Source organism: Kitasatospora sp. NBC_00315 (assembly GCF_041435095.1).
Lineage (GTDB): Bacteria > Actinomycetota > Actinomycetes > Streptomycetales > Streptomycetaceae > Kitasatospora.
The window spans coordinates 5,294,114-5,310,622 of record NZ_CP108025.1 but is presented as its reverse complement, the minus strand read 5'-3'; the positions used below and the strand labels follow the sequence as shown (position 1 = coordinate 5,310,622).

At 74.2% G+C, this 16,509-nt stretch carries 19 protein-coding genes; 6 read left to right on the top strand and 13 right to left on the bottom strand.

Going from position 1 to position 16,509, the window contains the following annotated elements:
• Positions 1–72 precede the first annotated feature (72 nt).
• A complete protein-coding gene (locus OG823_RS22065; protein ID WP_371481335.1) occupies positions 73–1,083 on the bottom strand; it encodes a LuxR C-terminal-related transcriptional regulator in 1,011 nt (336 codons plus the stop codon).
• Positions 1,084–1,233: 150 nt separating this feature from the next.
• On the opposite strand from OG823_RS22065, the gene OG823_RS22060 reads away from it, so the two are divergent.
• Entirely contained in the window at positions 1,234–2,178 is a 945-nt protein-coding gene (locus OG823_RS22060) for a branched-chain amino acid transaminase (protein WP_371481334.1), read from the top strand.
• Here the strand turns inward: OG823_RS22060 and OG823_RS22055 are convergent.
• Entirely contained in the window at positions 2,166–2,912 is a 747-nt protein-coding gene (locus OG823_RS22055; protein WP_371481332.1) for an MBL fold metallo-hydrolase, read from the bottom strand. The genes OG823_RS22060 and OG823_RS22055 overlap by 13 nt on opposite strands.
• Positions 2,913–3,172: 260 nt before the next feature.
• Entirely contained in the window at positions 3,173–3,367 is a 195-nt protein-coding gene (locus OG823_RS22050) for a MarR family transcriptional regulator (RefSeq protein WP_371481330.1), read from the bottom strand.
• A gap of 195 nt (positions 3,368–3,562) precedes the next feature.
• On the opposite strand from OG823_RS22050, the gene OG823_RS22045 reads away from it, so the two are divergent.
• A complete protein-coding gene (locus OG823_RS22045; RefSeq protein WP_371481329.1) occupies positions 3,563–4,015 on the top strand; it encodes a type II toxin-antitoxin system PemK/MazF family toxin in 453 nt (150 codons plus the stop codon).
• A gap of 52 nt (positions 4,016–4,067) precedes the next feature.
• Here OG823_RS22045 and OG823_RS22040 read toward each other — a convergent pair whose 3' ends face one another.
• From OG823_RS22040 to clpS, 7 genes are all read right to left on the bottom strand, one after another.
• On the bottom strand, positions 4,068–5,036 hold the full coding sequence (locus OG823_RS22040; protein WP_371481328.1) for a PLP-dependent cysteine synthase family protein: 969 nt from the start codon (positions 5,034–5,036) through the stop codon (positions 4,068–4,070).
• A gap of 100 nt (positions 5,037–5,136) precedes the next feature.
• A complete protein-coding gene (locus tag OG823_RS22035) occupies positions 5,137–5,415 on the bottom strand; it encodes a MoaD/ThiS family protein (protein ID WP_371481326.1) in 279 nt (92 codons plus the stop codon).
• A 97-nt stretch (positions 5,416–5,512) separates the two neighbouring features.
• Complete coding sequence (locus OG823_RS22030) at positions 5,513–5,632, bottom strand: putative leader peptide (protein WP_329495163.1); 120 nt, start codon at positions 5,630–5,632, stop codon at positions 5,513–5,515.
• 150 nt (positions 5,633–5,782) lie between these two features.
• A complete protein-coding gene (locus OG823_RS22025; protein WP_371481324.1) occupies positions 5,783–6,214 on the bottom strand; it encodes a Mov34/MPN/PAD-1 family protein in 432 nt (143 codons plus the stop codon).
• Between the two features lie 56 nt (positions 6,215–6,270).
• Entirely contained in the window at positions 6,271–7,713 is a 1,443-nt protein-coding gene (locus OG823_RS22020; RefSeq protein WP_371481322.1) for an amino acid permease, read from the bottom strand.
• Positions 7,714–7,898: 185 nt separating this feature from the next.
• Positions 7,899–8,474: a DUF2017 domain-containing protein gene (locus tag OG823_RS22015; RefSeq protein WP_371481321.1), complete on the bottom strand. Its 576-nt coding sequence runs from the start codon at positions 8,472–8,474 to the stop codon at positions 7,899–7,901.
• A 91-nt stretch (positions 8,475–8,565) separates the two neighbouring features.
• Positions 8,566–8,859 (bottom strand): ATP-dependent Clp protease adapter ClpS, encoded by a 294-nt coding sequence (gene clpS, locus OG823_RS22010; RefSeq protein WP_371481319.1) that lies wholly within the window; start codon positions 8,857–8,859, stop codon positions 8,566–8,568.
• Between the two features lie 244 nt (positions 8,860–9,103).
• Here clpS and OG823_RS22005 point away from each other — a divergent pair, with 244 nt between their 5' ends.
• The gene (locus OG823_RS22005; RefSeq protein ID WP_371481317.1) at positions 9,104–10,417 is read left to right on the top strand and encodes a nicotinate phosphoribosyltransferase; all 1,314 of its coding nucleotides are present in this window, start codon (positions 9,104–9,106) and stop codon (positions 10,415–10,417) included.
• Positions 10,418–10,742: 325 nt separating this feature from the next.
• A complete protein-coding gene (locus OG823_RS22000) occupies positions 10,743–11,330 on the top strand; it encodes an isochorismatase family protein (RefSeq protein ID WP_371481315.1) in 588 nt (195 codons plus the stop codon).
• A gap of 200 nt (positions 11,331–11,530) precedes the next feature.
• Here OG823_RS22000 and OG823_RS21995 read toward each other — a convergent pair whose 3' ends face one another.
• Positions 11,531–12,559, bottom strand: a complete 1,029-nt coding sequence (locus OG823_RS21995; protein ID WP_371481314.1) for a hypothetical protein — start codon at positions 12,557–12,559, stop codon at positions 11,531–11,533.
• Between the two features lie 323 nt (positions 12,560–12,882).
• Here OG823_RS21995 and OG823_RS21990 point away from each other — a divergent pair, with 323 nt between their 5' ends.
• Positions 12,883–13,605 (top strand): hypothetical protein, encoded by a 723-nt coding sequence (locus OG823_RS21990; protein WP_371481312.1) that lies wholly within the window; start codon positions 12,883–12,885, stop codon positions 13,603–13,605.
• 216 nt (positions 13,606–13,821) lie between these two features.
• Here the strand turns inward: OG823_RS21990 and OG823_RS21985 are convergent, their stop codons facing one another.
• Entirely contained in the window at positions 13,822–14,937 is a 1,116-nt protein-coding gene (locus tag OG823_RS21985) for a cation diffusion facilitator family transporter (RefSeq protein ID WP_371481311.1), read from the bottom strand.
• Positions 14,938–15,214: 277 nt separating this feature from the next.
• Here OG823_RS21985 and OG823_RS21980 point away from each other — a divergent pair, with 277 nt between their 5' ends.
• On the top strand, positions 15,215–15,664 hold the full coding sequence (locus OG823_RS21980) for an RNA polymerase sigma factor (protein ID WP_371481310.1): 450 nt from the start codon (positions 15,215–15,217) through the stop codon (positions 15,662–15,664).
• Between the two features lie 49 nt (positions 15,665–15,713).
• On the opposite strand, the gene OG823_RS21975 is transcribed toward OG823_RS21980, so the two are convergent.
• Complete coding sequence (locus OG823_RS21975; RefSeq protein ID WP_371481309.1) at positions 15,714–16,295, bottom strand: DinB family protein; 582 nt, start codon at positions 16,293–16,295, stop codon at positions 15,714–15,716.
• Positions 16,296–16,509 lie beyond the last annotated feature (214 nt).

Here is a 16,509-nt window from a genome sequence, read left to right as displayed (position 1 = left end):
GCCGCCTCCGGGCCCTCCGGCCCGGCCTGTCCACGCGCCTGCGCGCCCTGCCCGCCTGCCCGCCTGCTGTTTTCAGAGGCGGCCCAGGCGGGCCGCGTGCACTCCGGCCTGGAAGCGGCTGTCGGCGCCCAGGTCGGCGATCAGCTCCGCGACCAGGCGTCGTACGGTGCGCTCGGAGACCTCCAGCTTGCGGCTGATCGCGCTGTCCGTGAGCCCGGCGGCGAGCAGCCGGAGCACCTCGTGGTGGCGGTCGCCGGGCTCGCCGGCGGGCTGCTCGCGGACCAGGAGCTCGGGCGGGCTCCAGGCGCCGGCCCAGAAGTACTCGAAGAGTTCGCGGATCAGCGCGACCAGGGCCGGTTCGCGGACCACGACGGCCGCGCCCGCCCCGCCCTCGGCGGCCGGGGCGGGGAGGATCGCCAGCCGGGCGTCGATCGTGATCAGCCAGAGCGGGAGGGTGTGCGCCACCCGGATCTGGGCGCCGGCGGCGGTGAGGTCGCGGACGTGGGTGAGCACGGCCGGTCGGCGCAGGGCGGCGGCCGGGTAGACGCTGCGCATGGCCACCCCGCGGGCGAGCGCGATGCGTTCGCGGGCGAGCTTGCCGGCCAGGGCGGCTTCGGAGAGGTCCTGGCCGGGCCGGAGGGAGAGGGCCTCGGTCCGGGCGCCCCGGGCGGCGTCCTCCAGCAGGGCGGCGATCGGCTCCGTGCCCCGGACGAGCTCCGGCGCGGTGCCGGCGCGGTGGGTCTGCTGCACCGGCAGGTAGCGGGTGTGGAGTTGTTCGACGCCCTCACGGGTGCGGCGTACGGCGTCGAAGAGGGCGCCGATCTGTTCGTCCGCGTCGAGCAGGAGCTGACGTACGGCGGTGTCGACGGAGACCGCCGTACCGCCGGCGGCGGCGTCGCGCAGCAGTCCGAGGGTGCGCAGTTCCCGCTGGGCGGCGGTGAGCCGGTCGAGGTCCCAACCGGGGGTTTCGGGCGGCAGGCCGGGCTCGGCGAGCAGTCGGCCGTAGAGGCGTGCCGCGTCGCCGTGCGGTGGGGCGGCGCCGGTCACCGGGGTGCCGGGTGCGCTGCCGTCGGGCCGTTCCATCGGCGCAACGGTACTGATCCGTCCGGCATATGGCACCGGTATTTCGATCGGTGAGACGTCCGGGCGGGGCGGCGGCCGCTCCCGGCCATGGCCGCATCCGGCAGTGCCGGGGCTCTGACCTGGGCGGCGGCCGCAGGTGAGGATGGGCGCATGGCTCTCACCGAAGCTCCCACGATCTGGATGGACGGCGCCCTGGTGCCCTGGCGACAGGCGCAGGTGCACGTCCTGACCCACGGCCTGCACTACGGCACGGGGGTGCTGGAGGGCACCCGGGTGTTCGATACCGCCGACGGCCCGGCGGTGTTCCGGCTGGCGGACCACCTGCGCCGGCTGGAGCGCAGTGCACGCATGGTGCGTATCGATCTTCCTTACGGTGAGGAGGAGTTGGCGAGGGCGACGCTGGAGCTGGTCCGGGCGAACGGCCACCGGTCCTGCTACCTGCGGCACTTCGCCTTTCTCGGGTACGGCTCGATGGGGTTGGACATGCGGTCCTCCCCGACCTCGACGGTGATCGCGAGCTGGGACGCGCTGACCGCCGTCGAGGGCGCGGGTGGGCCGATCCGGGTGAAGACCAGCAGCTGGCAGCGGACGGCGCCGAACGCCGTGCCGAACGCGGCGAAGGCCACCGGGCCGTACCTGAACTCGGTGCTGGCGCGCCGCGAGGCGACCGACGCCGGGTACGACGAGGCGCTGCTGCTGAACGCGGAGGGTTTCGTGAGCGAGTGCAGCGCGGAGAACGTGTTCGCGGTGCGCGGCGGCGTGCTGCGGACGCCGCCGGCGGGGGCGGGCGCGCTGGAGGGGATCACCCAGGACACGTTGCTGACGCTGGCGCGCGATCTCGGTGTCGAGGTGCGGGTGGAGAACCTGCTGCGCTCGGACCTGTACGCGGCGGACGAGGTGTTCATCAGCGGTACGGCGGCCGGGGTGGTGCCGGTGGCGTCCCTGGACGACCGGGAACTCCGCTCCGCGCCGGGGTCGCTGACGGTCCGCCTGCGGGAGCTGTACGAGGCGGTGGTGGCGGGCGCCGAGCCGCGCTACCGGGAGTGGCTGACGCCGGTCGACCGGGTGGCCCGCGCCCGGGTTCAGAGCTCGTAGACGGCGCCGGGCCTGGCGAGGTCGACCGGGCCGGCGTACGCGGCCGCCGCGTCCTTGCGGTTGCGCTCGGCGTCGGTCCACGGCGGGATGTGGGTGAGGACGAGTCGGCGGGCCCCGGCGGCGGCGGCGTGCTCGCCGGCCTCGCGGCCGTTGAGGTGGACGGCCTGGTAGGTGTCGCGACCGTCCACGTAGGCGGCCTCGCAGAGGAAGAGGTCGGCGTCCCGGGCGAGTTCGACGAGCTCGGCGCACTCGCCGGTGTCACCGGAGTAGACCAGGGAGCGTCCCCGGTGCTCCACCCGGAAGGCGAAGGCGTCGACCGGGTGGTTGACCGCGGCGACGGTGATCCGCAGCGGGCCGAGGTCGAAGCCGCCGGGGCGCAGCGCGTGGAAGTCGAACACCTCGCGCATGCCGGGTTCCTCCGGCATGTCGTACGCCCGGGCCAGGCGCTCGGGGGTGCCCTGCGGGCCGTACACGGGGAGGAGGTCGGGGCAGCCCTCGGCGCGGTAGTTGCGGGCGACCCAGTAGGCGCAGAGGTCGATGCAGTGGTCGGCGTGCAGGTGGCTGAGCAGGATGGCGTCGACGTCGTACAGGCCGCAGTAGTTCTGCAGCGCGCCGAGGGCGCCGTTGCCGAGGTCGAGCACGACGCGGTAGCCGTCCGCCTCCACGAGATAGCTGGAGCACGGCGACTCGGTGCTCGGGAAGCTTCCCGAGCACCCCACCACGGTCAGTTTCATACCGAGCCCCTCCGCCCCGACACGTCCTGGCTGCTGTTGGTCATGGCTGTCCGGCCCGGGCGGTCGTCCGGTCCGGGCCCGCGGTACTACCGGCCGGTACACCGATGGGTAGGACTGCGTTCGCGTGTCGAGAGTAAGGGCGGGACGGCACTTTGCCCCCGTCTCCGTGCCGCGCTGTGGCTGGAATCACCAGAACGCTCCGGTGGCGCGGCACCGATCGGCCCCGCCGGGGGCGCGCGGGGCCGGGGCCGGCGCCGGGGTCAGCGGCGGCCGGGCCGGCCCCGGGCCCAGGATCGGATCGTGTCGGCGTACCAGCGCGGATGCCCGGCCGCGTCGTGCGCGTCGGGCTCCGGCAGCAGGCCGTGCCGGCGGTAGTTGCGTACGGCCTCGGGCTGGACGTCGATGTGGCGGGCGATTTCGGCGTACGACCACAGGTCGGTGCTGCGTGGGCTCATGGGGCACCTCCGGGCGGGAGCTCCGAGGCCGGCCCTCGGCTGCGCGCCCAGCCTTCCGGGCGGCCCGGGCGGCCCCGTCCCACGACCGACGCGGTGACCGTTCTGTGACGAATCGGCAGCAGAGAACGGACACATCACCGGCCGCGGGGGCGGTCACCGTGGTGGGAGGCTCTGCGGCCCGGTACGGTCGGGCGCATGAACGTGTCCGGGGTGCTCGCGGTGGTGGCGGTGGTCGCGGTGCTCGCCGCGTTGGCGTGGGCGGCGGCCCGCAGGGGCCGTCGGCGCCCGGTGCCGTCCGGTCCGGGGCCGCGCCGCCCGGCGGCGAAGGGCGGCCGGCGGCCGGCGGCCCGGGAGATCTGGTGGGCCGAGGTGCCGTTCGAGGACGGCCCCGGTGCCAAGGACCGGCCGTGCCTGGTGCTGCGGGTGAGCGGCCGGACGGCGACCGTCGCGAAGATCACCAGCAAGCACCACACCGAGCGCCCCGGCGTCCTGGCCCTGCCGCCCGGCACGGTCGGCGACACCCGGGGGCGTACCAGCTGGCTGGAGACGGACGAGCTGCGGGACGTACCGCTGCGGGACTTCCGCCGTCGGGTCGGTCCGGTCGACGAGCGGACCTGGGCCCGCGCGGCCGCCCTGATCGGGAGCTGAGCCGCCCGGGTGGCCGGTCGGGTCGGCCGGGCCCGGAGCCGGCCCGGGTCGGTCAGGCCCAGAGCTGGCCCTGCAGCGCCTCGACGGCCGCTTCGGTGGTCTCGGCGGTGTAGATGCCGGTGGAGAGGTACTTCCAGCCGCCGTCGGCGACCACGAAGACCACGTCGGCGCGCTCCCCCGCGGCGGCGGCCTTGCGGCCCACGCCCACGGCCGCGTGCAGGATCGCGCCGGTGGAGACGCCCGCGAAGATGCCCTCCTGCTGGAGCAGCTCGCGGGTACGGCGCACGGCGTCGGCGGAGCCCACGCTGAAGCGGGTGGTGAGCACCTCGGCGTCGTACAGCTCGGGCACGAAGCCCTCGTCGAGGTTGCGCAGGCCGTAGACCAGGTCGTCGTAGCGCGGCTCGGCGGCGACGATCTGGACGCCGGGGACCTTCTCGCGCAGGAAGCGGCCGACGCCCATCAGGGTGCCGGTGGTGCCCAGGCCCGCCACGAAGTGGGTGACGGTCGGCAGGTCGGCGAGGATCTCGGGGCCGGTGGTGGCGTAGTGCGCGCCCGCGTTGTCGGGGTTGCCGTACTGGTAGAGCATCACCCACTCGGGGTGCTCGGCGGCGATCTCCTTGGCGATCCGCACCGCGGTGTTGGAGCCGCCGGCGGCGGGCGAGGCGATGATCTCGGCGCCCCACATGCGCAACAGCTCGCGGCGCTCCTCGCTGGTGTTCTCGGGCATCACGCAGACCATCCGGTAGCCCTTGAGCTTGGCGGCCATGGCGAGCGAGATGCCAGTGTTGCCGCTGGTGGGCTCCAGGATGGTGCAGCCGGGGGTGAGCAGGCCGGCCGCCTCCGCGCGCTCGATCATGTGCAGGGCCGGGCGGTCCTTGATGGAGCCCGTGGGGTTGCGGTCCTCCAGCTTGGCCCAGAGGCCGACCCGCCCGTCCTCGTTGCCCGGCAGCGCCGCGGACAGGCGCGGCAGGCGGACCAGCGGGGTGTTGCCGACGGCTTCGAGCGGGCTGTCGTAACGCAAGGGGTGCCTCCGGCAACGGGCATGTGTGACGCGGGGAGAGGGTGGTGGGACGGACGACGGCTCCCCCGCCCCCCGGGGGGGGTGGGGGAGCCGGTCGCTGCTAGCGGGCGCCGCCGGCCACGGCGGGCAGGATGGTGATGCTGTCGCCGTCGGCCACGGCGGTGGAGATGCCCTCCAGGAAGCGCACGTCCTCGTCGTTCAGGTACACGTTCACGAAGCGGCGCAGGTCGCCGCCCTCCAGCAGCCGGGTGGCGATGCCGGGGTGGCGGGCGTCGAGGTCGGCGATGAGCTCGCCGAGGTTGGCGCCGCTGCCCTCGACGGACTTGGCGCCGTCGGTGTAGGTGCGGAGGATGGTCGGAATGCGGACCTCGATGGCCATGAGTGCGCTCCTGTGCAGGTGAGGTGGGTGGGCCGCAGGGGCGCGGCAGGGTGGGGCCCCGGGGGTCGGTGCCGGGCGGCGGGCCGGGGCTGGCGGCTCAGCGGGAGCCGGCGGACGTACCGGGACAGATCGCGCTGGCGAGCCGGCACAGGTCGACGTGCAGGCGCGCCACGAGGCGGGTGCCCGGTGCCTGAGTGCTCACATCGACGGAACGCATGGGCTCATCGTATAGATTCCCTCCCCCGCTCCGACATTCCCGTCTCGCGATCCGGATGTTTCCGTATCTCCTGCTGAGACCGGACGGAAAACAGCAGGGCCCGCCGGCCACTGCGGCAGTGGCGGCGGGCCCGATCCAGGTGGGTGCTGGTCAGGGCTGGTAGGCCTCGACGACCTGGACGTCTTCCTCGGTGATCTCGCCGTCCACGATGCGGAACGAGCGGAACTGGAAGGGGTCACCGGGCCCGTTGCCCTCGGCGGTCGAGACGAGGACGTAGTGGGCGTTCGGCTCGGAGGCGAGCGACACGTCGGTGCGCGACGGGTGGGCCTCCGTGGCGGTGTGCGAGTGGTACACGACCACCGGCTCCTCGTCCCGGTCGTCCATCTCGCGGTAGAGCTTGAGGAGGTCTCCGGAGTCGAACTCGTAGAACGTGGGCGAGCGGGCCGCGTTGAGCATCGGGATGAACCGCTCCGGGCGTCCGCTGCCGTCCGGTCCGGCGATCACGCCGCAGGCCTCGTCCGGGTGGTCGGCCCGGGCGTGGGCCACGATCGCGTCGTGCAGTTCTCGGGTGATGGTCAGCATGCGGTCAGGATAGCCAGGCACCGGCGCACGACCGCCGCGTGTCCGCGCCTCGGCGCTCAGCGCTCGCTCCCGGCGTGCGGGCCGTTGTCTCGCGCCACCTCGACGCTCTCCGGCCGGGTGCGCCGGAGCACCTGGTAACCGATCACCAGCAGGACGGCCCAGCCGGGGAAGACGTACAGCGAGATCCTGCTGTCCTCGTCGATGGCGATCAGGACGACGACCAGGCCCAGGAAGGCGAGCGCCGCCCGGCTGCTCCACAGGCCGCCGGGCGCGCGGAAGGTGGGCGGCGGCAGCCGACCCGCCTGCCAGGCGCGGCGGTAGCGGATCTGGCTGACCAGGATGACCGCCCAGGTCCACAGACCGCAGACGGTGGCCACCGAGGTGATGTACTGGAAGGCCCGGCCGGGCGCCAGGTAGTTGAGCAGCACCCCCAGACCCATCAGCAGGGTGGAGGCGGTGATCGCGAAGGCGGGGCTGCGGCTGCCGTTGAGCCTGGTCAGCAGGCCGGGGGCCTGGCCCCGCAGGGCGAGGTCGCGCAGCATCCGGCCGGTGGAGTACATCCCGGAGTTGCACGAGGACAGGGCCGCGGTGAGCACCACGAAGTTGATGATGCCGGCCGCCGCCGGGATGCCGACCCTGCCGAACGCGGCGACGAACGGGCTGACGCCGGGTTCGAACTCGGTCCACGGCACCAGCGAGAGGATGATCACCAGCGCGCCGATGTAGAAGAGCCCGATCCGCCAGGGCAGGGTGTTGATGGCGCGCGGCAGGGTGCGCTGCGGGTCCTCGCTCTCGCCCGCCGTGACGCCGACCAGCTCGACGCCGAGGTAGGCGAACATCACGATCTGAAGGGTCATCACGGTGGCGCCGAGGCCCTTGGGGAAGAAGCCGCCGTCCTGCCAGAGGTGGGTGACCGACGCGGTGTCACCGGCGGGGCCGAAGCCCAGGGTGAGCACGCCGACGCCGATCAGGATCATGCCGACGATCGCGGTGACCTTGACCATCGAGAACCAGAACTCGATCTCGCCGAACAGCCTCACCGAGATCAGGTTGGCCGCGTAGAGGATCAGCAGGAAGATCAGCGCGCTGAGCCACTGCGGTACGCCCGGTGCCCAGAACCGCACGTAGACGGCGGCGGCGGTGGTCTCGGCCATGCCGGTGACGACCCAGAACAGCCAGTACGTCCAGCCCGTGACGTAGCCGGCGAACGGACCGAGGAACTCCCGGGCGTACTCGGCGAAACTGCCGGAGACCGGGCGGTAGGTGAGGAGTTCGCCCAGGGCCCGCATGATCACGAAGATCACCACGCCGGCCACCGCGTACGAGAGGATCAGGCTGGGGCCGGCCTTGGAGATCGCCGTCCCGGCGCCGAGGAACAGGCCGGTGCCGATCGCTCCGCCGATCGCGATCATCTGGATCTGACGACTGCCCAGGCCGCGGGTGTAGCCATCCTCGTCCGGCCTGACGTCCGACCGTTCGTCGTAGATCTGTTCGGCCATGGTGCACCGTCCTGGTCTCGTGGGGTGGAGAAGTCGTACCACGGAGTGACCGGATATCGGTGGGCATCTGAGCGATATTTGAGCATGACACGAGGGGATTTCGTCCGGTTCGCCCAGGAACGGGCCGGCCCCCCGTCCGACCTGCGGACGGGGGGCCGGAGCACCCGACGCGGGCGCGCCGGCCGTCAGCCGGCCATCGCCTCCAGCAGCGACTCCTGCATGCCGCCGAGCCAGAGGTAGGCCATCACCAGCGGCTTGCGCTCGTCACCCTCGGGCAGCGCGTAGAGGCCCCGCTCGTCCTCCTCGGTGATCTCCAGGCGGGCCGCCAGGGTCAGCCGCAGGTCGTTGAGCGCGCCCAGCCAGTGCAGGCAGTCCCCGGCGGCCAGCTTCAGCACCCCGCCCTCGCCGCCCAGTCCATCCACGCCGTGCACCACGTGCAGGGCGTCGTCGCGCTTGCGGGTGCGCAGGTCGATCTCGGTGTAGCGGCGGAACTCGGCGGCCGCCTCCCGGGTGTCGGCGTCGGCGGGCTGCCCCGGCTCGCCGTACGCGTCGGGGAAGAGCCGGGCCAGCGCGGGATCCCGGGGGGCCTCGCTGGGCCCCTCGGCGAACAGGGCGGCGAGCGGGTCGTCGCTGCTCTTCCCCGGGCCGGGCCCGATCAGCTCCAGCATCTGCACTTCCAGCGAGCGCAGGATGGAGGCCTCCAGCTCGTCCAGCGCGATCGCCGCGCCACCGCTGCCGGCACTCTCGAACAACCCAGCCATCTGTATCGGTCAGCCCGTCTTGTCGTCTTCTCGGGGACGCCCGGCCGGCCCGGTGGCGGGCGGGGCGCTGGAGCGGCGGCCCTGGCCGGCGCTAGTCGTGCTGGAGGGTGGCCCAGAGACCGTAGCCGTGCATCGCCTGGACATCGCGCTCCATCTCCTCGCGCGAACCACTGGAGACCACCGACCGGCCCTTGCTGTGCACCTCCATCATGAGCTTCCTGGCCTTCTCCTTCGGGTAGCCGAAGTAGGCCTGGAAGACGTACTGGACGTAGCTCATCAGGTTGACCGGGTCGTTGTGGACGATGGTCACCCACGGGGTGTCCGGCTCCGCCACCGGCAGGCCTTCGACCTCCGGGCGCTCGATCTCCACGGGCGCGACACTCACCGCTGGTTCTCCTTCTCGCACGCTTCCCACATGCTCTTTCGGTCCCATGCTGCCATCCGGGGGACCCACGGGCGATTCCGCCCCGGCGACGACGCGCAGATCCGGACAGAGCGGACGGCGGACGGCGCCCCGGGGTCCCGCGGGCAGGCTCCGCGCGAACCGGAGGGCCTCTGCCCGCGAACTCCGGAGGAACACCGGGAGAGAAATCGTCACTCTGACGCTAAGTGGTAGTAGCATCATCGCCATGGACGCCACTCACCGCGCGGCCGGCTCGACCGCGCTGCTCACCGACCGCTACGAGCTCACCATGCTGCAGGCCGCCCTGCGCAGCGGAGCAGCGCACCGCCGCTCCGTGTTCGAGGTGTTCACCCGCCGCCTGCCCAACGGCCGGCGCTACGGCGTGACGGCCGGCACCGGCCGGGTGCTGGACGCCGTGGAGAACTTCCGCTTCACCGCGCCGCAGCTGGACTGGCTGGCCGCCCAGGACGTCGTCGACGCGCGGACCCTGGAGTACCTGGCGGACTACCGCTTCACCGGCGACATCCACGGCTACCCGGAGGGCGAGGTCTACTTCCCGGGCTCGCCGCTGATGACCGTCGAGGGAAGCTTCGCCGAGGCGGTGATCCTGGAGACCGTCATCCTGTCGATCCTCAACCACGACTCGGCCATCGCGGCCGCCGCCTCCCGGATGACCGCCGCGGCGGGCGGGCGGCCGTGCATCGAGATGGGCGCCCGCCGGGCCCACGAGGGCGCCGCGGTGGCGGCCGCGCGGGCCGCCTACGTGGCCGGCTTCTCCGCCACCTCCGACCTGGAGGCCGGGTTCACGCACGGCATCCCGACCACCGGCACGGCCGCGCACGCCTTCACCCTGCTTCACGACACCGAACGGGACGCCTTCACGGCGCAGATCGCCTCGATGGGGCGCGGTACCACCCTGCTGGTCGACACCTACGACCTCAAGGAGGCCGTGCGCACCGCCGTGGAGGTGGCCGGTCCGGAGCTCGGCGCCGTCCGGATCGACTCGGGCGACCTCACCCTGCTCGCCCACCGGGTACGCCGCCAGCTGGACGAGCTGGGCGCCGACAAGACGAAGATCATCGTCACCTCGGACCTGGACGAGTACGCCATCGCCGCGCTGGCCGCCGCCCCCGTCGACGGCTACGGCGTCGGCACCAGCCTGGTCACCGGGAGCGGCCACCCTACCTGCGCGATGGTCTACAAGCTGGTCGCCCGCGAGAGCGTCCCCGGCGGTCCGCTGGTACCGGTGGCCAAGCGCTCTGCGGGGGCCAAGAGCAGCATCGGCGGGCGCAAGTGGGCCGCCCGGCGGCCCGACGCCGACGGCGTGGCGGAGGCCGAGGTGGTCGGCACCGGAGAGCTCCCCGGCGAACTCGCCGGGCACCTGCTGCAGGTACCGCTGGTCCTGGCCGGCGAGACGGTCGGGCGCGAGCCGCTGGCCGCCGCGCGCGAGCGCCACGTCCGGTCGCGGGCGGCGCTCCCGCTGTCCGCCACGCAGCTCTCCAAGGGGGAGCCGGTGCTGCCCACCGAGCGCACCGCCTGACCCGGCGCGCCCGCTGACCGGGTGCGCCCGCCGACGGCCCGGCCGTGGGTGGGCGCACCCGCCGCCGACCGCCCGGCGCCGCCCGCACCCGCCGCCGACCGCCCGGCGCCGCCCGCACCCGCCGCCGGGCCCCGGAAGGGGCCGGCCGGGCGGGGCGGGGAGCCCTCGCCGGGCGGCGCGCGCCCCGCTGCACTTCCGCCCGCGCACGCCACTGCCTAGAGTTGCCACCGACCGAACCCCGGTGCCCGGCCCGGCGCCGACCCGGCCGCAGCACCGCCCGCCCCACCCCTCCCTTCAGCCCCTTTCACCACCGAGGATGCAAGCCATGCACCGGGCACTGATCGTCGTCGACGTGCAGAACGACTTCTGCGAGGGCGGCAGCCTGGCCGTCGCCGGAGGCGCCGAGGTGGCTGCCGCGATCACCGACCTGATCGCCGAGTCCTCGGCCGGTTACCGCCACATCGTGGCCACCCGGGATCACCACATCGATCCGGGCGCGCACTTCTCGGACGACCCCGACTACGTCACCAGCTGGCCCGTGCACTGCGTGGCGGGCACCGAGGGCGTCGGCTTCCACCCCAACTTCGCCCCCTCCGTCACCTCCGGCGCGATCGAGGCGGTGTTCGACAAGGGCGCCTACTCGGCCGCGTACAGCGGCTTCGAGGGCTTCGACGAGAACAACCGCGGGGCGACCGAGTGGCTGCGCGCGCGCCAGGTCACCGAGGTGGACGTGGTCGGCATCGCCACCGACCACTGCGTCCGGGCGACCGCGCTGGACGCGGCGCGCGCGGGCTTCGTCACCCGGGTCCTGCTGGACCTCACGGCCGGCGTCGCCCCGCAGACCACGGCCGCCGCACTGGAGGAGCTCCGCGCGGCCGGGGTCACCCTGGTCGGCACCCCCGTGGTGGGCTGACCGCCCCGGGGCGGTTCCCGGACCCGCTCCGTACACTCCCCCGCACCGCGGCCGGCCGTCGCTCCGCCCGCTCCCCCGGCCGGCCTCGCCTTCCCCGTCCGACGACCCGCTCTCCCGGCCGTCCGCTCGCCCCGCACCCGGCCGCTCGCCCGCCGCCGTTCCGGCTCCCCGGCCCCGCACCGCGAACGGGCCAGGGCCGCTCACAGCTCGGCGGCCACCAGCTCCACCAGGTCCGTCCCGCCCAGGGTCAGGGCCTGCCGCAGCTCGGCGCCGACCGCGTCGGGCTCCTCGGCCAGTCGCCGGACCGACAGCGTCACCACCCGCACCCCCACGTACTCCATCCGGTGCCGGCCGCCGCGCACCCAGGCAGACTCCCCCTCGGACACGCAGCGCGGCTCCGGGTCGATCTCCACCGCGACCCCGGCGGCGGGCCAGTACAGATCCGGGACGGCGATGTACGTACCGCCGCGCATCCGCAGCTCCGGGGCGACCAGCGGGGCGGGCAGCAGCCACTCGTCGAGCAGCCCGTCGATCCGCGTCAGGGCCGACGCCCTCTCGGCGGCGAACAGCTCGTCCAACGCGGCCCGGACCCGGACCTCGCCCATCAGCTCCGCCTCGGTCAGCTCGGCGACCAGCTCCGCGACCGTGCAGCGGTTCCCGGGGGCGGCCACGGCCTCACGCAGCAGCGCGCGGACGAGCCCCGGACCCTCCCCCGGCACTGCCACGGCGCCCGCGTCCGTCCACTCCCGCAGCGCGTCCGCGACCGCTCGCGCCACCGGGGCACAGGCCAGCCCGTGCACCGACCGTGCCTCCAACTCCCGCGCGGTACGGCGGATCCTGACCTCACCCGCGTCCTTCAGGCGACGCTGGCGGGGCACCAGCACCTCCACCCCGGTGAGCGCCGGGAGCCGGGGCACGGCCGAGAAGCCGTAGAGCGCCAGCGCGGCCGCACCGGTGATCACCGCGCCGTCCCGGCCGCCCTCCTCGCGGCCGTTCTGCGCGGCGTACAGCAGGGCGGCCCACATCCGCTGCTCGGGCGTCGGCTCGCCCGACTGCAGCAGGTAGACCCTGGGGAGCAGCCGCTGCCAGGTACCGCCCTGGCGGCAGTGCTCGGTGATCACCCGGGCCGGCACGCCGCGCGCCCGCAGCTGTCCGGCCGTGACGACGTTCAGCTGACGCTTCGCCAGCTCCTCCAGGGAGGGCGGCGGCGATGGAATCTGGTAGGTCATGCCGACACCATCCCCAACCCCCCGGCCGGGCAGTGGTCGCCTGACGCACTGTTACCCAAACGTCGTGAAACCGGGACCGGTCTGCACTAAAGTCCCCATACCCTCACTCATTCGGAGTAATCGGCGGCCTTAAGGTTGTCCCGGCGGCCGGACCCTGCACCCCCGCCCGGACACCCGGGCGCCGACGCCGACGGGCGCCCCGGCCCGTCGGGCGTCGAGGTCCGGACCGACGACCAGGGCGTCTGACCGTGGGTGACCAGGACCATACGCCGAAGCCCCTCACGGGAGTCACTCCCGTCCGCACGATTGCCTACCCTTACCCCATGTCACGTGACGAGACCTCCGGCCTTCGCGCGGCCCTGCTGCGCCTCGGCCGTCTGCCCGGATACGTCCGCCAGCCCGATCTTGCCCGCCGCACCGGTGAACAGGGTCATACGTACAAAAAGGGCTGGGAAGTCCGGTTCACCGCCCGTACCGAGGAGGAGATAACCGAGATCCGCGACCTCGTGACCGCGGCCGGTTTCGCCCCCGCCCGCCCGTTCTTCAAGGGCCACCAGCTGATCCAGCCGGTCTACGGCATGGCGGTCGTCCAGGCCTACCTCGCCGCCCGGCAGAGCGTGGAGGAGAGCGCCCGGGCCACCCGGGGCCGCCGGGGCGCCGGCGCCCCGGCGGGTGCCTTCGCCACGAGCGCCGTCCGGACCGCCGGGCCGTGCGACGGGCCCGCCCGCCGCGAGATCCACTCCACCGACGTCGTGACCCGAGACGTCGTGACCCGAGACGTCGTGACCCGGGACGGCACGCCGCGCGACGGAGCCCCCGGGCGGGACCGGCGGACCGCGGCCGCCGCCGTCGCCGCGGCCTCGGCGGCAGCCGCGGCGGCGGGCTCCGCGGCCGCCGCGGCGTTGGCCGAACAGGCCAGGCGGCGCGCGGTCGAGTCCTTCCCCACCCAGGTCGAACGCACCACCGCCCCCGACCGGCTCGGCCGGGCCATGGCGGGCGGAGCGACCGATCGGGTCAGCGCGACGGAGCTTCGCCGCCCCTCCTGACCGCCCGCCCGCGGGGCGCACCTGCGCCGGGCCCGACGTAGGCCGCCCGGGCCCGCCGCAGGCCGCCCGTTCCCGCCGCACCCGCGAGCCCGTCCGCCGAGCGGCCGCCGAGCACCCTCGGCGCTGCCTCTCGGCGGGCGGGAACGGAACTCCGCGCGCGGACGCCGGCCGCACGAGCGGCACCCGGTGGACGGGGCGTGCCGCGAAGGCGCGCGGTCAGCGTGGCGCGCAGTCGATGTGCACGGTGGCACCCAGCAGGCGCGGGAGCGCCCTGATCAGCGCCTGCTCCGCCGCCTCCGCCACCTGATGGCCGGCCACCACCGACAGTGTCCCGTCCACCACCACGTCCGCCTCCGCCCGCAGGGCGTGCCCGATCCAGCGCAACCGCAGCGCGCCGACACCGCGCACGCCGTCCACCGCCCGCAGCTCGCGCTCGGCCGCGTCGACCAGCCCCGGATCCACGGCGTCCATCAGCCGACGCCCGATCTCCCGCACGGATCCGCGCAGGACGGCCAGGATCGCGACCGTGATGAGCAGCCCGACCAGCGGATCCGCCCACCCCAGGCCGAGCGCCCCACCGCCCGCGCCCAGCAGCACCGCGAGCGAGGCCAACCCGTCCGAACGGGCGTGCGCGCCGTCCGCGACGAGCGCCGCCGAGCCGATCCGGCGGCCGGTCCGGATCCGGTAGCGGGCCACCCACTCGTTGCCCAGGCAACCGGCCAGGGCGGCCCCCGCCACCGCCCAGAGGTGGCCCACCGGCTGCGGATGGAGCAGCCGGTCCACGGCGGTGACGGCGGCGAACACCGCCGAGGCCGCGACGGTCAGGACGATCGCCACGCCCGCGAGGTCCTCGGCCCGCCCGTAGCCGTAGGTGTAGCGCCGGTCGGCGGCGCGTCGGCCCAGCAGGAACGCGATCCCCAGCGGTACGGCGGTCAGCGCGTCGGCGAGGTTGTGCACCGCGTCCCCGAGCAGCGCCACCGAACCGGAGAGCAGCACGATCGAGCCCTGGACGGCCGCCGTGAGGACGAGGACCAGCAGGGACACCCAGAGGGTGCGCAGGCCGTCGGCGGAGGCCTCCAGGGCGGCGCCCGTCCGGTCGGCCGCCTGGTGGGAGTGCGGCCGCAGCAGATGGCGCAGCCGGTGGCGCCGGTGATGGCGCCGGCGCTGGGAGTCGCCCCCGGCGGGCGCTTCACCGTGGCCGTGGCCGTGGCTGTGGCTGTGGCTGTCACCGTGGCTGTGGCTGTGGCTGTCACCGTGGCCGTGGGCGTCACCGTGGCCGTCGCCGCGGGCCTCGTCGTGCGAGTGGGGATGCGGGTGCGGATGGACCTCCATGCCGGTCACGGTGGCACATCAACTCCCCTGCAGCCACTGCCGTTCTACACCCGCTGACCAGCTGCGGCGGCTTCGCAACTGCGCCGTTCACGCCATCGTCGAGATGCCCGGCAGGCGCCCCACCAGGCGCCGGGGCGAGCCCGGCGGCCGGACCGGACGCTTCTCGGTCACATTCCGGTTATCCAATCCGATTGGTCACCCTGAGCACCGGCCGATTCCCGTAGAGTGAGCGCGGAAGATCCCCCTGGCCGCACATCTCCCTTGCCGAAAGGCAGAGATGACCACTCGTCACACTCGCTTCTCCGGGCCCTCCCCCGAGCCCGGAAGCCCTCCCGCCGTGCCCGTGGAGTACGCGGCGTTCTGCGAGCTGCACCGGCCGCGCTACCTCAGCTACGCCCGGGTCTGGCTGCCGGACGCCGACGAGGCCGCGGCCAGCGTCCAGGAGGCGTTCTGCGAGGTCGCCGTGCAGTGGCGGGAACTGCTGATCAGCCCCAACCCGGCGGCGGAGGCGTGGCTGATCCTGCGCAGCACGGTCGCGGAGCGGCTGCGGGACGACCCGGGCGCACCCCGGCCCCGGGAGTCCGGCCCGGCGGACGAGGATCTGGCGATCCTGCACTACGTGGTCGGGCTGGCCGCCCCGGAGATCGCCGACGTGATGGGCTCGGACACCGCGAACGTGGCCGGCCGGCTTCGGCGCGCGATGCTCCAGGAGCCCGCCGACTGGTGAGCGGGCGCGGCCCGGCCTTCCGGCCGGCCGACGGCGCCGCGCGGTCGCGTCAGGCGAGCGGTCCGGCGGGCTCGCCCGTCACGTCGTAGAGGTGGTGCAGCGGGTCGTGGATCAGGTAGCGGGCGAAGGACTCGACCGTGAACCGGGCGCCGTCACCGCGGGTGCCGGTGCGCTGCCACTGCTCCCCGGCGACCCCGTCGAAACCGGCCGCGAGGATCCCGGCCGCCTCGGCCAGATCGGCGGCCACGATCTTCGGGTCCTGCTCGCCGTAGCGCTCGGCGACGGCGGTCTCGTCCTGATCCCAGTTCGGGAAGAGCGGGGCGTCCTGATCGAGCATCAGGTTCAGCCGGACGTCGAAGAGCCGGTAGACGTCGCGCACGTGGCAGGCGTACTCCAGGGCCGACCACACGTCGGGGCGCGGGCGGCGGCGCAGCACGGCGTCCTCGTCGGCGAGGAGGGCCGACCAGGACGCCGCGTTGGCGCGCACCAGGCCGGCCACGTCCTCACGGGCCACCGAGGGGGTGTCGAGCCCGCAGTCGGGGCAGGCACGCTCCAGGACCCAGGTCCAGTCCTTGCCGTCCGGGGTGATGGCGTCGTCGGGGGCGGTGTCGGCGTTCTCGGGTGTGATCATGCGTCCAGGATGACGGGCTCCAGCGGGCCCTCACCAGCGGCCATCCCGCCACCGAACGCCGAGATGCTGCCAGCCCGGCGCCCCCGCGCACAACCTCTCCCGTACGTCTCCCGTACGTCGCCCGTCCGTCGCCCGCCCTGCCCGTGCCCCGGGGCGGCGGCGTCCCTCCCCGGTCCGCGAGAGCGGCAGCCCCCTCCGTCACGGCGCGCGGTCG

What these genes read in the sequence shown, in the direction of transcription:
- OG823_RS22065 (WP_371481335.1), bottom strand. Translation starts at nt 1,083, where the DNA reads ATGGAACGGCCCGACGGCAGCGCACCCGGCACCCCGGTGACCGGCGCC.
- OG823_RS22060 (WP_371481334.1), top strand. Translation starts at nt 1,234, where the DNA reads ATGGCTCTCACCGAAGCTCCCACGATCTGGATGGACGGCGCCCTGGTG.
- OG823_RS22055 (WP_371481332.1), bottom strand. Translation starts at nt 2,912, where the DNA reads ATGAAACTGACCGTGGTGGGGTGCTCGGGAAGCTTCCCGAGCACCGAG.
- OG823_RS22050 (WP_371481330.1), bottom strand. Translation starts at nt 3,367, where the DNA reads ATGAGCCCACGCAGCACCGACCTGTGGTCGTACGCCGAAATCGCCCGC.
- OG823_RS22045 (WP_371481329.1), top strand. Translation starts at nt 3,563, where the DNA reads ATGAACGTGTCCGGGGTGCTCGCGGTGGTGGCGGTGGTCGCGGTGCTC.
- OG823_RS22035 (WP_371481326.1), bottom strand. Translation starts at nt 5,415, where the DNA reads ATGGCCATCGAGGTCCGCATTCCGACCATCCTCCGCACCTACACCGAC.
- OG823_RS22030 (WP_329495163.1), bottom strand. Translation starts at nt 5,632, where the DNA reads ATGCGTTCCGTCGATGTGAGCACTCAGGCACCGGGCACCCGCCTCGTG.
- OG823_RS22025 (WP_371481324.1), bottom strand. Translation starts at nt 6,214, where the DNA reads ATGCTGACCATCACCCGAGAACTGCACGACGCGATCGTGGCCCACGCC.
- OG823_RS22020 (WP_371481322.1), bottom strand. Translation starts at nt 7,713, where the DNA reads ATGGCCGAACAGATCTACGACGAACGGTCGGACGTCAGGCCGGACGAG.
- OG823_RS22015 (WP_371481321.1), bottom strand. Translation starts at nt 8,474, where the DNA reads ATGGCTGGGTTGTTCGAGAGTGCCGGCAGCGGTGGCGCGGCGATCGCG.
- OG823_RS22005 (WP_371481317.1), top strand. Translation starts at nt 9,104, where the DNA reads ATGGACGCCACTCACCGCGCGGCCGGCTCGACCGCGCTGCTCACCGAC.
- OG823_RS22000 (WP_371481315.1), top strand. Translation starts at nt 10,743, where the DNA reads ATGCACCGGGCACTGATCGTCGTCGACGTGCAGAACGACTTCTGCGAG.
- OG823_RS21995 (WP_371481314.1), bottom strand. Translation starts at nt 12,559, where the DNA reads ATGACCTACCAGATTCCATCGCCGCCGCCCTCCCTGGAGGAGCTGGCG.
- OG823_RS21990 (WP_371481312.1), top strand. Translation starts at nt 12,883, where the DNA reads ATGTCACGTGACGAGACCTCCGGCCTTCGCGCGGCCCTGCTGCGCCTC.
- OG823_RS21985 (WP_371481311.1), bottom strand. Translation starts at nt 14,937, where the DNA reads ATGGAGGTCCATCCGCACCCGCATCCCCACTCGCACGACGAGGCCCGC.
- OG823_RS21980 (WP_371481310.1), top strand. Translation starts at nt 15,215, where the DNA reads ATGACCACTCGTCACACTCGCTTCTCCGGGCCCTCCCCCGAGCCCGGA.
- OG823_RS21975 (WP_371481309.1), bottom strand. Translation starts at nt 16,295, where the DNA reads ATGATCACACCCGAGAACGCCGACACCGCCCCCGACGACGCCATCACC.